This is a genomic window from Oxalicibacterium sp. (assembly GCF_057353965.1).
The window spans coordinates 545,962-563,447 of record NZ_JBMQZD010000004.1 but is presented as its reverse complement, the minus strand read 5'-3'; the positions used below and the strand labels follow the sequence as shown (position 1 = coordinate 563,447).

At 61.2% G+C, this 17,486-nt stretch carries 22 protein-coding genes; 13 read left to right on the top strand and 9 right to left on the bottom strand.

The genetic code is table 11. The annotated features are described in order from the left end of the window. Positions 1-263: 263 nt before the first annotated feature. Both ACO1VH_RS09115 and ACO1VH_RS09110 read left to right on the top strand, forming a co-directional pair. The gene (locus ACO1VH_RS09115) at positions 264-506 is read left to right on the top strand and encodes a hypothetical protein (protein WP_188420981.1); all 243 of its coding nucleotides are present in this window, start codon (positions 264-266) and stop codon (positions 504-506) included. A 110-nt stretch (positions 507-616) separates the two neighbouring features. After that, positions 617-2,491, top strand: coding sequence for a bifunctional metallophosphatase/5'-nucleotidase (locus tag ACO1VH_RS09110; RefSeq protein WP_486244182.1), 1,875 nt, complete (start codon positions 617-619; stop codon positions 2,489-2,491). 67 nt (positions 2,492-2,558) lie between these two features. Here ACO1VH_RS09110 and ACO1VH_RS09105 read toward each other — a convergent pair whose 3' ends face one another. Beyond that, entirely contained in the window at positions 2,559-3,164 is a 606-nt protein-coding gene (locus tag ACO1VH_RS09105) for a flavin reductase family protein (protein ID WP_486244181.1), read from the bottom strand. 144 nt (positions 3,165-3,308) lie between these two features. Here ACO1VH_RS09105 and ACO1VH_RS09100 point away from each other — a divergent pair, with 144 nt between their 5' ends. From ACO1VH_RS09100 to ACO1VH_RS09090, 3 genes are all read left to right on the top strand, one after another. After that, positions 3,309-3,974, top strand: coding sequence for a class I SAM-dependent methyltransferase (locus ACO1VH_RS09100; RefSeq protein ID WP_486244180.1), 666 nt, complete (start codon positions 3,309-3,311; stop codon positions 3,972-3,974). A gap of 169 nt (positions 3,975-4,143) precedes the next feature. Then, positions 4,144-4,728 carry a TetR/AcrR family transcriptional regulator gene (locus ACO1VH_RS09095; protein ID WP_486244179.1) on the top strand — a complete coding sequence of 195 codons (585 nt, stop codon included), beginning with the start codon at positions 4,144-4,146 and terminating at the stop codon, positions 4,726-4,728. A 30-nt stretch (positions 4,729-4,758) separates the two neighbouring features. Further along, positions 4,759-6,045 (top strand): MFS transporter, encoded by a 1,287-nt coding sequence (locus ACO1VH_RS09090; RefSeq protein ID WP_486244178.1) that lies wholly within the window; start codon positions 4,759-4,761, stop codon positions 6,043-6,045. 28 nt (positions 6,046-6,073) lie between these two features. Here the strand turns inward: ACO1VH_RS09090 and ACO1VH_RS09085 are convergent, their stop codons facing one another. Together ACO1VH_RS09085 and smpB are read right to left on the bottom strand one after the other, a co-directional pair. Then, on the bottom strand, positions 6,074-6,721 hold the full coding sequence (locus ACO1VH_RS09085) for a class I SAM-dependent methyltransferase (protein WP_486244177.1): 648 nt from the start codon (positions 6,719-6,721) through the stop codon (positions 6,074-6,076). Between the two features lie 19 nt (positions 6,722-6,740). Then, positions 6,741-7,190, bottom strand: coding sequence for an SsrA-binding protein SmpB (smpB, locus tag ACO1VH_RS09080; RefSeq protein WP_486244176.1), 450 nt, complete (start codon positions 7,188-7,190; stop codon positions 6,741-6,743). A gap of 89 nt (positions 7,191-7,279) precedes the next feature. Here smpB and ACO1VH_RS09075 point away from each other — a divergent pair, with 89 nt between their 5' ends. The 6 genes from ACO1VH_RS09075 to ACO1VH_RS09050 all read left to right on the top strand — a co-directional run bounded on the left by ACO1VH_RS09075 (position 7,280) and on the right by ACO1VH_RS09050 (position 10,796). Continuing rightward, entirely contained in the window at positions 7,280-8,005 is a 726-nt protein-coding gene (locus ACO1VH_RS09075; RefSeq protein WP_486244175.1) for a sulfite exporter TauE/SafE family protein, read from the top strand. Between the two features lie 409 nt (positions 8,006-8,414). Next, positions 8,415-8,813: a GreA/GreB family elongation factor gene (locus ACO1VH_RS09070; RefSeq protein WP_486244174.1), complete on the top strand. Its 399-nt coding sequence runs from the start codon at positions 8,415-8,417 to the stop codon at positions 8,811-8,813. Further along, positions 8,810-8,956 carry a hypothetical protein gene (locus ACO1VH_RS09065; protein WP_486244173.1) on the top strand — a complete coding sequence of 49 codons (147 nt, stop codon included), beginning with the start codon at positions 8,810-8,812 and terminating at the stop codon, positions 8,954-8,956. Before ACO1VH_RS09070 ends, ACO1VH_RS09065 begins: the two co-directional genes overlap by 4 nt. Positions 8,957-9,214: 258 nt before the next feature. Next, a complete protein-coding gene (locus tag ACO1VH_RS09060; RefSeq protein ID WP_486244172.1) occupies positions 9,215-9,727 on the top strand; it encodes an AmiS/UreI family transporter in 513 nt (170 codons plus the stop codon). Between the two features lie 173 nt (positions 9,728-9,900). Further along, a complete protein-coding gene (locus ACO1VH_RS09055; protein ID WP_486244171.1) occupies positions 9,901-10,251 on the top strand; it encodes an ArsR/SmtB family transcription factor in 351 nt (116 codons plus the stop codon). Beyond that, positions 10,248-10,796: an SRPBCC family protein gene (locus ACO1VH_RS09050; protein WP_486244170.1), complete on the top strand. Its 549-nt coding sequence runs from the start codon at positions 10,248-10,250 to the stop codon at positions 10,794-10,796. Before ACO1VH_RS09055 ends, ACO1VH_RS09050 begins: the two co-directional genes overlap by 4 nt. A 1-nt stretch (position 10,797) precedes the next feature. Here the strand turns inward: ACO1VH_RS09050 and ACO1VH_RS09045 are convergent, their stop codons facing one another. Further along, positions 10,798-11,481 (bottom strand): MarC family protein, encoded by a 684-nt coding sequence (locus tag ACO1VH_RS09045; protein ID WP_486244238.1) that lies wholly within the window; start codon positions 11,479-11,481, stop codon positions 10,798-10,800. Between the two features lie 57 nt (positions 11,482-11,538). Then, positions 11,539-12,468, bottom strand: a complete 930-nt coding sequence (locus tag ACO1VH_RS09040; protein ID WP_486244169.1) for a DedA family protein/thiosulfate sulfurtransferase GlpE — start codon at positions 12,466-12,468, stop codon at positions 11,539-11,541. Between the two features lie 189 nt (positions 12,469-12,657). Between ACO1VH_RS09040 and ACO1VH_RS09035 the strand changes: the two genes are divergently transcribed. After that, complete coding sequence (locus tag ACO1VH_RS09035; RefSeq protein ID WP_486244168.1) at positions 12,658-12,864, top strand: hypothetical protein; 207 nt, start codon at positions 12,658-12,660, stop codon at positions 12,862-12,864. 113 nt (positions 12,865-12,977) lie between these two features. On the opposite strand, the gene ACO1VH_RS09030 is transcribed toward ACO1VH_RS09035, so the two are convergent. From ACO1VH_RS09030 to ACO1VH_RS09015, 4 genes are all read right to left on the bottom strand, one after another. Continuing rightward, positions 12,978-13,214: a hypothetical protein gene (locus tag ACO1VH_RS09030; protein ID WP_486244167.1), complete on the bottom strand. Its 237-nt coding sequence runs from the start codon at positions 13,212-13,214 to the stop codon at positions 12,978-12,980. Then, complete coding sequence (gene asd / locus ACO1VH_RS09025; RefSeq protein WP_486244166.1) at positions 13,211-14,143, bottom strand: archaetidylserine decarboxylase; 933 nt, start codon at positions 14,141-14,143, stop codon at positions 13,211-13,213. Before asd ends, ACO1VH_RS09030 begins: the two co-directional genes overlap by 4 nt. 57 nt (positions 14,144-14,200) lie before the next feature. Continuing rightward, the gene (locus ACO1VH_RS09020) at positions 14,201-14,482 is read right to left on the bottom strand and encodes a hypothetical protein (RefSeq protein ID WP_486244165.1); all 282 of its coding nucleotides are present in this window, start codon (positions 14,480-14,482) and stop codon (positions 14,201-14,203) included. A 72-nt stretch (positions 14,483-14,554) separates the two neighbouring features. Further along, positions 14,555-16,519: an AsmA family protein gene (locus ACO1VH_RS09015; protein WP_486244164.1), complete on the bottom strand. Its 1,965-nt coding sequence runs from the start codon at positions 16,517-16,519 to the stop codon at positions 14,555-14,557. 240 nt (positions 16,520-16,759) lie between these two features. On the opposite strand from ACO1VH_RS09015, the gene ACO1VH_RS09010 reads away from it, so the two are divergent. Beyond that, positions 16,760-17,461, top strand: coding sequence for a VIT1/CCC1 transporter family protein (locus ACO1VH_RS09010; protein ID WP_486244163.1), 702 nt, complete (start codon positions 16,760-16,762; stop codon positions 17,459-17,461). Positions 17,462-17,486: the final 25 nt, after the last annotated feature.

The following is a 17,486-nucleotide window of genomic DNA, read 5'->3' as shown; positions in this document are numbered from 1 at the left end:
ATGATCATCAATGACGACTGCTAATGATGCTTGCCGGCGATGGCCGATGATGACTGATGAGCAATCGCATAATTGTGCAAATAATTTCGCGAATAATTACCAAAATAAGTAATGAAAAAGTAAGCGAATGAGCATTCCGTCATCGCCACGCATCCGGAATGTGGAAATTGCGCATCGGATTGCGCTTCCGATGCAACTTGTCCTTACGGATGTGCGATCCGGCTCCTATAATGAATCAGGGCAACCACCGAGCGAGTCTTGCCATGAGCGACAGGAAAATGTTCTCCGAAATGGACAGCGACAGCCGGCGCTTCTACGCGAAGATCGTCAATACTGCACTGTCGAATCTGTATGCCGTCGAGCATCAGCTGTTCGATACGCTGATCTGCGAATCCGACGATCCCGACGTCATGCTGCGCTGGGAAGAAGCCGAACCGCTGATCCTCGAAACGATACAGCGCCGCATTGATGCCGATCCCGAGGATCGCAGCTGGCTGGGACTCTGAGCCGCCCTGTCTGCGCCTCCGCATTGCCCACCGTTTTCGGCGGGACGTCACCATTCTTTCATCGTCATCCTCTACACTGCATCTTTTGCCTGAACAGCTGAACGATGCAAATGCCTTTCCCGCTCCCGTTTTTTCCCCGTTTTTCCGATCGACTTCGTGGCACCACCCTGCTGGCCGGTGTCGCGTTGCTAGCCGGCTGCAGCCAGTTGCAGCCGGCGCACAAGACCGAATCCGCCTCTGAATCCGCACCCGTGTTGTCGCCTGCACAAGCGGCGACACCGATGCCATCCGCAGGCAGCGCCGACGAAGCGTCGGTCAGGGTTCGCATCCTCGCCTTCAACGACCTGCACGGCAATCTGGAACCGCCGCATCTCGCCATCGCCGTACCGGATGCAGACCGCAAGACCGTCCTCGTGCCGGCCGGCGGCATCGCCTACATGGCCGATGCAATCCGCCGCCTGAAGCAGGAAAACCCGAACCATGCCGTCGTCTCTGCCGGCGACATGATAGGCGCATCGCCGCTGCTGTCCGCACTGTTTCTCGACGAAGCAACGATCGATGCCGTCAACGCGATCGGCATCGATTTCAATGCCGTCGGCAATCATGAATTCGACAAGGGTAGCGACGAACTGCTACGCATGCAGCACGGTGGCTGCGAACGCTACACGCCGCGTCTGCCGTGCGCACTGGATGGCCATTTCGCTGGCGCCAATTTCGGCTTTCTCGCTGCCAACACGCAACGCAAGGACGGCGGCACGCTGTTCCCCGCCACCGGCATCAAGACCTTCGGCGACGGCGCACGCGGCGTCAAGGTCGGCTTCATCGGCCTGACGTTGAAAGGCACAGGCAAGCTCGTCGCCCCCGGCGGCGTGCGGAATATCCGCTTCGCCGACGAAGCTGCGACCGTCAATGCGCTGGTGCCGCAATTGAAGGCGCAAGGCGCCGATGCGATCGTCGTGCTGATCCATCAGGGCGGCACGGCCGAAGGCGGCATCAATGGCTGCAGCAATCTGTCCGGCGGGATCGTGCCGATTCTCGACCGGCTCGATCCCGCCGTCGACGTTGTCGTTTCCGGCCATACCCATTACGCCTATATCTGCGACTATCGCCCGCCACATGCGAGCCGCGCCCTGTTGCTGACCAGCGCCGGCCGCTACGGGATGCTGCTCACCGATATCGAACTCGCCATCGATCCGCGCACGCATAAAGTCGCCGGCAAATCGGCACGCAACGTGATCGTGCAGAGCGAAGGCTATGTCGACGGCAACGGCCGCACAATCGCGCCGGTTGCCGCCTATCCGCGTTTCGACAAGGACCCGGCCGTCGCCGCCGTCGTCGCACGCTATGGGGAAGCGGCAGCGCCGCTGGCACAGCGCACGGTCGGCACACTGACGGCTTCGCTGTCGCGCCGGCCGGTCGCCTCCGGCGAAAGCCCGCTGGGCAACATGATCGCCGATGCGCAACTGGCCGCGACACAGGCACCACAGAACGGCGGCGCGCAACTCGCGTTGATGAATCCCGGCGGCGTGCGTGCCGACATTGAAGTGCCGCCGGAGGGTGGCACCGTGAATTTCGCGCAATTGTTCAAGGCGCAGCCGTTCGGCAACAACCTCGTCGTGCGCCGCTTCACCGGTGCGCAGCTGCGCGCGATACTGGAACAGCAGTTCCACTCCGGCAGCAACGCAGTACGGCCGTGTGTGCTGTTTCCGTCGCAGGGATTCAGCTATGCCTACGATCTGCTGCAACCACCGGGAAAACGCATCCGCGACATGCGCCTGCACGGCCAGCCGATCCGTAACGATGCGCACTACCGCGTCACGATGAACAGCTATCTGGCGGCCGGCGGCGACAATTTCAGCGTATTCACGCGCGGAGAACGCGTGGCCGGCGGCATGCCGGACATCGATGCATTGGAAGGCTATCTGCAGATCAATTCGCCAGTTTCTCCGCCGGCAACCGACCGCATTCACCGGCTAGACCGCTAGAGATGCGCAAGTTCAGAGCAGGCACCATGGCCGACGGTTGCCAGTTGCCGCTACACCCGCTGCACCTTCACAGCATTTCTGGCCTGAACTTCGCGCGGCGGCTCACCTGTTTTCCCGACAGCGTGAAGATGCCGTCGCCGGTGTAGTGCACGGTCTGCGGATATTTCGGTGAACGCGCGACGTGCGCCTTGACCACTTCGAAGATGAAGAAATCGTAGCGGCCAACCAGCCGCTTGTCGTACAGATGGCATTCGAGATTGGCGAAGCATTGCGTCAGCAGCGGCACATCGACGCGCGCTGCCGCGGCAGTCGCCAGTGAAAAGCGTGCAAACTTGTCCGTGTCCGCACCCGAGCAGTTGCCGATGCCGACGACGGTATCCAGCATGTCCGCCGTCGGGATATTGATCACGCATTGCCCGCTCTTGCGGATCAGCGCGTGGCTGTGATTGCCGCCGGCGATGATGCAGCCGACCAGCGACGGTGTGAATTCCATCACCGTGTGCCAACCCATCGTCATCACGTTGTCCTCGCCCTTCCAGCGCGACGTCACCAGCACGATCGGGCCGGGTTCCAGATAGCGGCGGATTTCCGCCACCGGCAAATTCCTTTTGGCCTTCGCTTTGGCCGCCTTGATGCCGCTGCCTGCCGTGATTTTCCTGCTCGTTGCCCGCATGCCGAACCACCTTTCGTTCGCCGATGTCATAACGAAACACGCCTTACTGTGCCGCTTGCGTATCGTTTGTGTGCCGCTTGCCTGTCGGCATTTCGACCGGGCACAGCGCCGAAAGTTGTCTTCACCCTCGTCATGGAGCTTGCGATGTCCAACCGTACCCTGAATCTCGACGATACGCTGTACCGCTACCTGCTCGACGTCTCGCTGCGCGAGCATCCGGAGCTGGCCGAACTGCGTGCCGCCACGCAGACGCATCCGCGCAGCAACATGCAGATCGCGCCCGAACAGGGCCAGTTCATGGCATTGCTGATCCGCCTATTAGGCGCGCGGCGTGCACTCGAGATCGGCACTTTCACCGGCTACAGCGCGCTGGCTGTGGCATTGGCGCTGCCGGACGACGGCCAGTTGATCACCTGCGACGTCGATGCCGGCACTACCAGCTTGGCGCAGGAATACTGGCAGCGCGCCGGTGTCGACCACAAGATCGATCTGCGCCTCGCTCCCGCACTGCAAACGCTGGACGCGCTCATTGCCGAAGGACAGGCCGGCACCTTCGATTTCGTCTTCATCGACGCCGACAAGGCCAGCTACGACGCTTACTATGAACACAGCCTGCAACTGCTGCATCCTGGCGGGCTGATCACGATCGACAATGTATTGTGGGACGGCAAGGTCGCGCATCCGGCGGAACACGGCGACGCCGATACGCGCAGCCTGCAGTCGCTCAACGAAAAACTGCACCGCGACGAACGCGTCGATCTGTCACTGCTGCCGCTGGCCGACGGCCTGACGCTAGCAAGGAAACGTTGATCGACATTTGCGCTGTTCAAGCGATCGACACACGGCAAACTGCATACGTAATACGCCCCTCATTCCGGAAAATCGTTGTATTTTTATTGATTACGCATGACATCTATTTTATTTATGACGATTGTCATCTATTATTCCGTTTCATGCAGAATGGAAAGGATGAATCGTCATGCCACGTGTCTCCAGGGAACAGGCCGGGTTGAACCGGCAAGCGATTGAATCCGCCTCCACCAGGCTCTTCAAGGAAAAGGGATTCGGCGGCGTCAGCGTTGCCGATCTGATGTCTGCCGCCGGCCTCACCCATGGCGGCTTTTACGGACACTTTTCGTCCAAGGACGAACTTGCCGCGGTTGCCTGCGCCAATGCATTCGGCCAGTCTGCCGAACGCTGGGAAAAACGCATTGCGGATGCGCCGGACGAAAAAGCCGCACTCCGCACCATCGTCGAACATTATTTGTCGCAGAAGACTTTGCGCGATGCCGGCAACGGCTGCCCCGGTGCGGCGCTGGCGGTCGACGTCGCTCGCGAACCGGACGACAAGCCGGTGCATGCCGCCTACCGAACCGGCACCGCCGAGCTGGTCGAAATCCTGGCGACGCTGGCATCCGGCGACGCCGATCAGCGGCGCGCAACTGCCTTGACACAATGGTGCACGATGGTCGGCGCTGCCGTGCTGGCGCGGGCGACGCGCGGCGATCCGATGGCCGACGAACTGCTGGCCGCTGCACGCGACCATTTGCTTTCCGATCGCTGATCCGCTCTTCATTTTTTCCCGAGAATCTGCATGCTTGCCCATTCTTTTTCTTCATGGCTGCAGCGCCGCGGCCTGCATTATTCGTGGCTGATCGTCGCCATCACCTTCCTTACGATGCTGACGTCTTCCGCCGCTCTCGGCTTGCCAGGTGCGCTGCTGCAGCCGCTAAGCCGCGAGTTCGGCTGGAATACCGACCAGATTTCATCGGCACTGGCGATCCGTTTCATCCTGTTCGGCCTGATCGGCCCGTTCGCAGCGATTCTCATGGAGCGCTTCGGCCTGCGCCGCGTGATCTGCATCGCGCTGATGCTGATCGCTGCCTGCCTGATTCTCTCCACGCAGATGACGCAGCTGTGGCACCTTTTTGCATTATGGGGATTGGTGCTCGGCGTCGGCTCGGGCATGACGGCGCTGGTATTGGGTGCAGTGGTTGCCAATCGCTGGTTCGACAAGCGGCGCGGCCTCGTCATCGGTTTGCTGACTGCCAGTTCGGCTACCGGTCAGTTGATCTTCCTGCCCTTCGCCGCATGGCTGATCGAGCATTTCGGCTGGCGCACCGCCGTGTTTCCGGTCTTCGTCAGTTGCGCCATCGTCTGCGTATTGGCGTTTCTTTTCATCCGCAGCCATCCGCATGAAGTGAAGCTGACGCCATACGGCAGCGATCCGAATCTGGCGCCGACAGCACCGGCAACGACCATGCGCATGACGATCTGGGAACCGTTGCGCATGCTGGCGGAAGCGTCACGCAACCGCACTTTCTGGGTTCTGGCCGGCACCTTTTTCATTTGCGGCCTGAGCACCAGCGGCCTGATCCAGACGCACTTCATTTCATTGTGCGGCGATTACGGTCTGTCCGCCGTGCCGGCCGCCAGCGTGCTGGCGATGATGGGCGCCTTCGATTTCGTCGGCACCATCCTGTCCGGCTGGCTGTCGGATCGCTACGACAACCGCAAGCTGCTGTTCTGGTATTACGGGCTGCGCGGCCTGTCGCTGCTGTGGCTGCCGCATTCGGAATTCACGCTGTACGGTCTGTCGCTGTTTGCGATGTTCTACGGACTGGACTGGATCGCCACCGTACCGCCGACAGTACGTCTGACCGGCGCGACTTTCGGCAAGGAACGCGCCGGCATGGTGTTTGGCTGGATTTTCGCCTTCCACCAGCTCGGTTCGGCCTTCGCCGCCTATGGCGCAGGATTGAGCCGTACCTGGCTGCTGACGTATACGCCGGCGCTGTATGCAGCGGGCGGTGCCTGCCTGTTCGCGGCGGCGATCATCTTCATGATCCGCAAACCGCAAACGCAGGCGGCACGCTCCTAGCCTTTGAAGCCGGAGTCTTGCTCCGGCTTCAATCTGCCTTGCGCCAGACCGAAGCCAGCCACGGCTGCTGGTCGCGCGGCAGGCCGGCTGGCCGATAGTAATGTTCGAGTTCGACGAAGCCGGCATCTGTCATGTAGCGCTGCCAACTTTTCAGCGTGTGATAGCTACCGTAGCGGCCGCGGTTCCAGCCTTCTTCATCGTTGCCGCGCGGATTGGAGGCAAACAGCACGCCGCGCGGCTTCAGCGTCGCCTGCAATTCACGCAATACGCGCGGCAGTTCGACAGACGGCACATGGAACAGCGAGGCATTGGCGAACACGCCATCGAAATACGCAGGCGGCAATTCCAGCTTCAGGAAATCCTGCTGCCAGACGTCGCAACCGCTTTCCGCTTTTGCCATCTGCACGAACTCCGCCGTGCCGTCGAGGCCGATCGGCGCATGGCCGCGTGCGACGAATGCTTTCAAGTCGCGTCCCGGACCGCAGCCGAAATCGAGAATGCGCAATGGCGGCGTTCCCTCGATATGCCGCAACAGTGCATCGATGTTCTGGCTGACGTCGTGATCCCGGGTGCCTTCGCGGAAGGCGTCGGCAGATTCGCTGTAATGTGCGATCGTGACGCCGCTGACTCGCTCCGGCGATTCGCCGGCATTTTCTTCGTTGAATTTTTCGTTCATCCTGTTTTCCGTCTATGCGTCAGCGTTTGTGGACTTTCATGATGCGCTGCTGTTCGCGCTGCCAGTCGCGTGTTCTTTCGGTATGACGCTTGTCGTATTCACGCTTGCCCTTCGCCAGCGCAATGCTGCATTTCACGCGGCCGCGCACCCAGTGCAGATCCAGCGGCACCATCGTGTAGCCGGCTTGCGCGACCTTGGAAACCAGCTTGTCGATTTCCCGCGCATGCAGCAGCAGTTTGCGCGTGCGGCGTGCTTCCGGATGGCTGAACGACGACGTGCTTTCGAGCGAGCTGACATGCGCGCCGAACAGGAAGATTTCATTGTCGCGTGCGATCACATAGGCTTCCTTCAACTGCACGCGGCCGGCGCGGATCGCCTTGACTTCCCAGCCCTGCAGCATCACGCCGGCTTCGTAGCGGTCTTCGATTGCATAATCGTGAAATGCCTTTTTGTTGTCTACAATGCTCATGTTCCATTCATCCTTCTCGATAACAAGAGTGTAACCGCGATACCGGAACGCCAAGACACCTTGCCAGCCGCCTTCCCGCCGATTCCTTCATGACTTCCTATATCTTCGTCCTGCTGGTCGGGCTGATTGCCGGTGTCGTCAGCGGCGTGATCGGCACCGGATCGTCGATCATGCTGCTGCCCATCCTGGTCTATACCTTCGGCCCCAAGCAGGCGGTGCCGATCATGGCGGTGGCCGCCGTCATGGCGAACCTTGCGCGCGTGCTGGCATGGTGGCGGCTGGTGGACTGGCGGGCCTTCGCCGCATATTCGGTCACCGGCATTCCGGCAGCGGCACTGGGCGCACGTACCTTGCTGGCACTGCCGTCCGATATCGTGAATGCCTGCCTCGGCATTTTTTTCCTCTTCATGATTCCGGCGCGGCACTGGTTGAGGAAACACAATTTCCGCCTGAAGCTGTGGCAGCTTGCCGTTGCCGGCGCCGGTATCGGCTATCTGACCGGCCTCGTGCTGTCGACCGGGCCATTGAGCGTACCGGCCTTTACCGCCTATGGCCTGACCAAGGGCGCGTTCATTTCGACCGAGGCAGCCAGCTCGCTGTTCCTCTACGTCAGCAAACTGGCGACTTTCGGTGAACTTGGCGCGCTGCCGCCGGATATCCTGACGAAAGGCCTGCTGGTCGGCGCATCGCTGATGGCCGGCACCTTCGCCGGCAAGGTCGTGATGCTGAAACTGAGCGACGACGGCTTCCGGCTGCTGCTCGATGCGTTGCTGTTCTGCTCGGGACTGTCGCTGCTGTGGGCGGCCATTCGTTGAAAAAGCCGCAAGGTTGACGAAAATCCCCCAGCGGCTATACTCGGTCGTTCTGCTGTCCCGTTTTGCTTTCCCGATTCATTTAATTTTCATTCCGATATCACGCGATGATTTCGTACGCCGCCCTGTCGAACCGCATGTCTTCCCTCCGGGAAGCAGCGTGCGCGCGCGCGTCGCGAATGACGGCACACCTTGCCGTCGCGTTCGCCGCCTTCGCGGCCTTCACCAAAGACCTCGCCTGCCTCCCTTCGGCTCGGTGAGTGTCCCTCCGGAACCGGTACGGTTCCTTCTTCGCTCCCGAGCCTTCCACACAGTTTCTTCGTTCGTATTCCGTTATCTGCCGGTGCGCTGACGCGTCGGCATCGATCGTTTTTCTTTGTGCCGGCTGATGCCGGTCGGGAGTTATATCGCCATGAGCCAACAAATCCGTCTGAATCGGCAGGATGCCACCCGTCTGCAGGCACTCGCCGAACAAATCCTTCACCACGATGGTGCGGAGAGCGCAGCAGCCGAACGCCTGCTCGACATCGTTTCCGCCGCATTGCTGCCGGACGAAGCGCCTGAACATGCATCGCTGCATTCCACCGTCACCTATGCCGCCGCCGGCGCCACGCAAACGGTCACGCTGGTCGAACCGACCGAAGCCGCTCCGGGCACGACGCGCATCTCGGTGCTCGCGCCCGTCGGGCTTGCCTTGCTGGGACGCAAATCGGATGACGAATCCGAGGTCATATTGCCGTCCGGCCGTATCGCGAAAATCCATATCGTCGCCGTCACGCAGCCGGCCACCGACGCATGCGCCATCCCATGAACGACCGCTATCGTCCGCGCCACGGCAATGCTGCACGCATCATCGAGAATGTCCGCCAGAGACGCAGACGGTGGTGCATCGCTGCACTGGTCATCGCCAGCATGTTCCTGGCCGCACCGTTGCTCACATTGCTCGACAACTGATCCTGTCGACAATGCGAAGGCTCGCCCTGTCCACGCCCTCATCCCTGCTCCGCCTGCTGCATAGCCATAACGGTCGACGAGGCGACGGCGTGACACATTGTTCTAGGGATTTTCCGAATTACAACCGGATCGCCGCAAATCAGGGCATGTTCATGCGAGAATGCACGCCGCTCGCGCGGCATGCATCATGCCGCCCAGCCTTTGCCAACCTCCATTTGATCATCGGCAGGCACGAAACGGTCTGCCAAAGGAAATCTCATGCTGCAAGGACTTTCGCTGCTCTATGTCGGCGCCGTTCTCTTTCTCAATGGCCTGTGGCTGCTCGATCGCATCGGCGACCGGGAAATATGGGTCATCAATCTGTTCTCGGGCGGCATCACGCTGCTGGTCGCCCTGCGGATGGCTTTCGGCGCCGATGCGGATGCCGAATCGATCCGGGGCGCGGCGCTGACGCTGTTGTTTACGTTCACCTATCTGTGGGTCGCGCTGAATCGCTTCAACGGCGCCGACGGCCGCGGGCTGGGATGGTTCAGCCTGTTCGTTGCGATCACCGTCGTTCCCGTCACCGTCGATGCACTGTCGCACGCCGAGACCGTGCGCGATATCTGGCTCGGCCTGTCGTGGGGAAGCTGGGCCATGCTGTGGTTCATGTTCTTCCTGCTGCTGGCCAAGGGGCGCAATATCGCCCGGCAAACCGGCATCGTCACCTTGCTACTCGGCATCCTGACAGCCTGGCTGCCCGGCTGGCTGATCCTGGACGGCATTCTTTAGCGCGGCCTCCCCCTAGCCGAATTCCATAACCAATATGCAGGGCGCGCGTCCACGGACTGCGCGCCGAAAGCATCAGGGCAGTTGCTGCGGCGTACGCGCCGACTTGATTCGGCGTAATAAATTATTCAACCAATTGGTTTACTTTTCCAAAAACATCGCCTATATTCAACCATATGGTTGAATTACATTCCGAAAAACTCGACGCCGTCTTCACGGCGCTGGGAGACCCGACGCGGCGGCAGATGCTGCGTCGTCTGGCCGATGGCGACTGCACGATCGGTGAACTGGCCGCACCGTTCGACATGTCGTTCGCCGGCGCATCCAAGCACGTGAAGATGCTGGAAAACGCCGGCCTGATCAGCCGCAGCGTGCAAGGCCGTACGCACGTCTGCTCGCTGCAGGCCGCACCGATGGCGGAAGCGGAGCAATGGCTGCGTTTCTACGAACGTTTCTGGAACGGCCGGCTCGATGCGCTGGAACGCGAATTGCAGCGAGCGGCCGCCGACAAAAGGAGAAAGCGATGAACGATTTCGGCAAATATATCGATACGCAAACCGTCACGATCGAACGCGTGCTGTCCGGCTCTGTGGAGGACGTCTGGGCCTATCTCACCGATCCGGACAAGCGGCGTACCTGGCTGGCGTTCGGGCCGATGGAATTGAAGGTCAGCGGCAAGGTCGTGCTGATGTTCGATTTCAGCTACGCCTGCAACGAGAATCCGCCCGAACGCTTCCGTTCGATACATCAGGATGGCCATACGGTTCGCGGACAGGTCACATTATGTGACCCGCCGCATCTGCTGGCATTCACATGGGACGAAAAGGACGGGACGAATTCCGAAGTACGCTTCGATCTTCAGCCGCAAGGAGAAAAGACAGTTCTGACCGTCACGCATTTCAGGCTGCGCAACCGCGGCGAAATGGTCAGTGTCTCCAGCGGATGGCATACGCATCTGGGCATTCTGGAAAGCCGTCTCGAAAATCGGCCTCAGCGCCTGTTCTGGGATACCTTCCTTGAGGTAGAAGCGGAATACGAGAAACGCATTCCGCAAGCCGGCACGGCAAAGTAAATCAGGACACGAGACCCGATTCGCTCAACAGATCGACGACACCGTGCCAGAAGATTTCGATGCCGATGCACAGCAGGATGAAGGCCGATAGCCGCAACACGACCATCGTGCCGAGGCGACCCAGCATGCGCACCATGCCGTTCGCATAGCGATAGCACAGCAGGATCACCAGCGTCGTCAGCCCCACGCCCAGCACCGCACTGCCCGCCGAGATCACGATGTCGGGCAGCCGCATCGGCGTATTCGCGCCCAGCGTGATCGAAGCGGCGATTGAGCCGGGGCCGACCGTCAGCGGAAAGCTGATCGGATAGAAGCTGCGCACCTTGAATTCGTCTTCCGACCAGACCTGGCGCGTCGCCACCTGCGCGCGGATCGCATCGCCGTCGCCGCTGTTGCTGTCGTCGTTCAGCAGCCGCCAGCCGGTCGCGATCACCAGGATGCCGCCGCCGACGCGCACGATCGGCAGCGAGATACCGAAGAACGCCAATACGTGCGAGCCGATGAACATCGCGCCCAGCAGCATGAAGAAACAGTTGATCGCCACCTGCCGCGCCAGCCGCTTTTCCGCATCGCGGCTGATGCCGGTGGACAGCCTGGCGAACACCGGCGCATTGCCGAACGGATTCAGGATAGGCAGCAGCGTGATCGGCACCAGGATGGCGGCCTTGAAGAATTGGATCAGGATCGGTTCGGTCATCGTATAAGGATACAGGGGCGCGGCGTCAGTCGGATGCCGTCGAGATCAATTCTGTTCCAGCGAATAGCCCGCGGCGATCCACGCATCGATGCCGCCGGTCAGCGGCCGCACGCGCGTATAACCGCGCTGCATCAGCCGTTTTGCCAGCCGCGCGGCCGATACCTCATTCGGGCAGGCGCAATAGATGATGACTTCGGAATCGGTTTCGGGATTGATGACCAGCGCGCTCAGATCGTCGTCGGCCGACATCACCATCGCACCGGGGATGCGTCCGTTCTGCTGCGCTAGGCCGGTACGCACATCGATAATGGTTGGCGGATTACCGCCCTTCAGCAATTCATCGAGCTCCTTCACCGTGATGCGTGCCATCCGCAGATCCTTCAGGAAGGAATAACGCTGCCACCACTTCTTCGCCAGATAGACGGCAAAGGCCAATGCCACCAGCGCCAGGCCCCATTGCCCCAGGCTGGCCAGGATATCCAGCAGATCGGAGACCGCCGAACTGAACAGCGAACCGAGAAAAATCGCCGAGCCGCTCCACAAGGCCGCACCCAGCGCATCGAAGAAGAGAAACTTTCCCGAACGCGTGCCGATCGCTCCCGCCAGCGCGCTGGCGACCGACGCAAAACCCGGCACGAATTTGGCCACCAGTAGCGATGCAGGGCCGTAACGCATGTAGACGCCTTCGGTCTGCCGCACGCAGGAATCCGGCGACAGCGAGATGCGGCAAAGCTTCGCCATCACGCGTCCGCCGTAACGGCGGCCTGCCAGATACCACGCGTAATCGGCAATCAGCGCCGCCACCACGCCGGTCAGCAGCAGCATCGGCGCCGAGTATTCGCCGCGCCCCAGCAATGCTCCGGTGATCACCAGCGTCGGATAGGCCGGCACCGGCGCGCCAAGCTGCTCCACCAGCACGTTGGCGAAGACGAATAGCAGGCCGTATTGTTCGATCAGATCCAGCAGGAAGCTCATGGCGATTTCCGTTTGTGCAGCGAATGCAGAGAAATTTGTGACGCGATGCGAAGCATATCAGCCCATATCGGGGCGTGGCGTAACATTTCAAAACGGCAAGCGATTGTTTTTTGCCATGACGGCCATAGCCGAGCCGAATCTTTGGCCATACTGCGAGTCCAACCGGCATATTTGCACGAGGAGAACGACATGGCGCGTACGAGCAAGGAGAGCGGCAACCACATGATGGAAGAAGCGGATATCGGCAGCGGCGAGAAAAAGCCGGCCGATCACGAAACGGAACAGGAAATCAGAAAGATCAATCCGTCCGGGCACAAATCCGCAGATGAAGCCGAACGCGATGGAACGGACAAGGGCTTGCTGCAGGATGAGCCGTTTCCGCCCAAGGGAAACTAGACGACAAGATCGGGAATCGAAGGCCGGCAATGCTGCCATCAGGAAACATGACGGCATTGCCCTTCATGCAGCGCTTACACGTCTGCTTATATCCCTTATATCCCTTATATCCCTCAGGCACCACGCAACGCCGGCATGAACAGGCCAGCCACGAACCAGACCGCATGGCAAATCCACCACAGCAGCACATACAGGCGAATCTGCTCGGCCGACCACCACGCCGCATGAAACCAGTCGATGAACAGCACGGCGCGCCAGCCTTCCATCCATTCCGCACCCTGCCCGCGCAGCACCCATAGCATGTAGGCAGTATCGGCGGCGAAGAACAGGAGCCAGATGCCGAGACTCATGCGCCTGTTGTGCCGCCTGCGCTATCGTCCGCTGCGTCGGACATGCTTGCCGCATCGGCTGCCGCGCCCGCCTTCGCTTCGGCCACGACTTCGCTCATCGCCTCGCCCAGGCGCACCGGCCCGGACGCCAGCCAGTTCGCATTGAACGTCAGCCTGTCCTTGGGAAACAGCATGACCACCGTGGAGCCGAGCAGGAAGCGGCCCATCTCGTCGCCCTTCTTCAGCGTCAGGTGCTGCCTGTCGTAACGCCATTCACGCACCTTGCCGGGACGCGGCGGATTGACGACGCCATGCCAGACCGTCTGCATGCTGCCGACGATGGTCGCCCCCACCAGCACCATGACAAAAGGGCCGCGCTCGCTCTCGAATACACAAACCACGCGTTCGTTGCGCGCAAACAAGCCGGGCACGCCGCGCGCCGTCGTCGGATTGACCGAGAACAGACTGCCGGGCACATAGACCATGCGCATCAGGCGGCCGTCGCACGGCATGTGGATGCGATGGTAGTCGCGCGGGCTCAGGTACAGCGTCGCAAAACTGCCGTCGATGAAATGCGCAGCCAGGTCGGCATCGCCGCCGACCAGCGCGGTCGCCGAATAGCTGTGTCCCTTCGCCTGGAAAATACGGTCATGCTCGATGCGGCCGAACTGGCTGATTGCGCCGTCGACCGGACAGATCAGATCGGCCGCAGCGATCGGACGTGCACCGCTGCGCAAGGCACGCGTAAAAAATTCGTTAAAGGTCGAATAGCTGGTGATGTCCGGGTTGGCGGCCTCGTGCATATCGACGCCGTACTTGCCGACGAACCAGCGGATCAGCGCCGTCGTGATGCGGCCCAGGCGGGCGCCGGCGATGCAGCCGGCGAAGACGGTCAGCGCCCTTTTCGGCAGCAGGTATTGAGGGATGACCGGCAGGCGGGTAAACAACATAGAGTAAATCGCTGGTGGAAGTCGAAATGATTCGGAATGATCCGAAATGCGTGCGGCCTAGGTCGTCCGGATCGCCGTGACGCGATCGACGAAGAATGCGCCATCGATGAAACGGCGATGCGGCACACCGACGAGCTCGAAGCCGTCCGCGCCGCCATCGGCGATCCATTGCTGCGCCAGTGCATCGAATTCCTCCGGCTGCATGCGCAGCATCTGTGCGGAGAGGACGAACTGCGCGCCATCCTTCTGCTTGTCGACGATTTCCTGCACACTGGCCATCCGCTCTCCCGGGGAATCAAAAGTGCCGTCATCATAGCGGGTGTTGCGTTCGAATTCCATCAATGTCCCGTTAAGGCATATGAATGCCCATCAATAGCCGTGATGCCCATTGTTGTCTATTGATGCCAGGAATCAATCCACTGCATGCGGTTCGTGCGCTGGCGCAGGCTGTGCAGCACTTTTCCCGGCATCTTCCCTTTTCCCGTCGTTCCGCCCGCGAAAAACCTGCTGGCACGGATCGGATTCCGGATTTGCGCCATCCCAGATCGAGGTGACGATGATGCTCGCACCGCTGGTCAGGATGGCGGCACCGATGCGCGCGATGGTGCCGACCTTTCCTGCTTCGTCTGTTTCCCATTGCGGCTTGGCGATCGGCCCGCTGATCTTCACGTTGCCGCCGAAGGTAGACCAGCCAAGCGCCACGCCGGAACGCGCGCGCACGCGGCCGCGCAGATCCAGCGTCTGCGAACGCATGTCGATCGTGCCGCTGGTCAGCAGTTGGCTGACGTCGCTGCGCGCGCCCGCGATGCCTTCTCCGCTCGCCACACCGTCGCGGAACGGCAGCCGCGCACTGATGCAGGACAGATCGATGCTATCGGCATCCTTGGCCGACAGCAAACCGGTCAGCCAGAATTCCGCCTGCCCCGCCTTCTGCGACAGCACCTGCGCACGCGCAATGCGGATATCGAGCGGCCCCGTGACAGATGCCGCCAATGCCTTCATCGACGCGCCAGCCGCATGCACGCGCATTTCCACCTGCATGCGCCCTTCGCTCAGCGCGACCTTCTTGTCCGTTTCCTTGAACCAGCGGCCGAGCAGCGTATTGTCCAGCTTCAGGTTCAGATCGACTGCCTGCCGCTTTCCTTCGAACACGGCATCGCCGCTGGCGCTACCGTCCAGCAGCTTGCCGCTGAACGACGGCACGGCCATCCTGTCGTCACGAAAATCCAGCTGTGCCGCCGCTTCGCTCACTTCGATGCCGTTGCGCAGCTTCAGGCGGTCGATGGCAATCTCCGCATGACCATCCTTGCCGGCCAGCGCGGCCAGCAATGGCCACGGCAACGGCTTGTCGCGAAACAGTTGCCCCGTTTCCTTCGCTGGCAACGGCGGACGCCCGGCATCGAGAAAAGTCTGAATCATGTCGACACGATCGGCATGCAGATTGGCATTGAAACGCGGCCGCGCGCCGCGCTCCAGCCAGGCCTCAGCGCGCAGGTTCAATTGCCCCATCTGCAGCTTTCCTTCACGCAGATTAAGCCGCTTGCCATCGCCCTGCAGCATCGCACTGGCTTTCAGCTGCACCGGCGGGCGTTCGGTAATATCAAGAAAGGCATAGGCTTGCTGCAGCGATTTCGCATCGACGGAAACAGTAAACGCATAACGCTGCAGCGCCGGATCGAGCGGCAGTTCTCCTTCGAGCGCCAGCGCCGCTTCGCCGATCCGCGCATTCAATCGTCCCTTCGTCGTTGCACCGGGCGTGCCGGTTGCAGACAGATCTGCCAGCGTGCCATCTAGTTCCAGCAACTGCCCGTTGCGTCGTACTCGGGCATCGATCATCAGATTATGCAGACGGCTGCCAGCATGCAGGCGCAAGGTTTCAAGCTGCCATTTGCGCTGCGTACCGTCGGCACTGCGAAAAGTGATACTGCTGCCGTCAGCGCGCAGATAGCGCAAGTCGAACGTCGACTGCTTGCCGTTCACTGGCGGCAATAGCCAGTTTTGCCGACCGTCGCGATCGGTTTCGGCATGCATCTTCAATTCATCGAACTGCAGGCCATCGACGATGAACTCGCCATGCAACAGCGGCAGCAGCGCAAAACGTGCGGTAATGCCGGAAGCGCGCAGCATATCGCGCTCCTGCGTCCAGTCTGGGTTCGACAGCGCGACGTCTGCCGCGTGCAGGCGCGGCGTCGGCAGCAACGACAGCGAAACTTCACCCATCGTCAGTTCGCGTCCCCACGCCTGAGCGACGTATTCACGCGCAAGCTGCTTCAAGCGATTGCTGTCGGTTAGCGCGTGCAGTGCGATGACGCCTGCTGCCAACAGCAGCATCAGGAGCGCCGCTCCCCACAACACGCCTTTTTGCCATCCGCGCATCCGCCCTCCGACATGTAATGCGGATGAGCATAGTACAGACGCCATGCCGCGTCATGCCGGACAGTCGGCCAAGCCGCGTAGGAAAGCGACGACAAGACAGGCGCCGGAAACGTGGTCGCATTTCACAACGCACAGAAAGAGGCGGCTAACGCCACCGCGGCAACATGGCAACGCAATGGAGCAACCAGATAGCCGCAGTGTTACAGTAATTACCGTCGGTCAACGAAAGGGAGAATCTGCATGCCGCATCGCCCGCATTCCGAACAGCATCCCAACGAACGCATCGGCTGGCTGCGCGCGGCCGTTCTCGGCGCCAACGACGGCATCATCTCCACCTCCTGCCTGCTGCTCGGCGTGGCCGCTGCCAACGCCGAACGCGGCGAACTGCTGACGGCCGGCGTCGCCGCACTGGTTGCCGGCGCCATGTCGATGGCAGTCGGCGAGTACGTCTCCGTCAGTTCGCAAAGCGATGCCGAAAAGGCGTCACTGGATCGCGAACGCCAGGAACTCCGCGACCGTCCCGTTGCCGAACAACGCGAGCTGGCAGCGATCTACGTATCGCGCGGCGTGACGCCCGAACTGGCAACACAGGTTGCACAACAATTGATGGCGCACGATGCGCTGAGCGCCCATGCACGCGACGAGCTCGGCATCCGCGAGGACACGGCTGCACGCCCGGTACAGGCAGCGGTGACATCGGCCGTCACGTTCTCGACCGGCTCCGCGCTGCCGCTGCTGATGGCGATCGTGGCGCCTGCCGAGATGCGTATTCCATTGCTGGCGGCAACGTCGCTGCTGTTCCTGATCGTACTCGGCTGGCTGGGTGCCGCCATCGGTAATGCACCGCCGCTGCGTGCCGCGTTGCGCGTCGGTGTGCTGGGCGCAATCGCAATGGCCGTCACCACCGGCATCGGCGAACTGCTCGGCACCGCAGTCGGCTAGCAGCGAGAAAACGCACGTATCACGA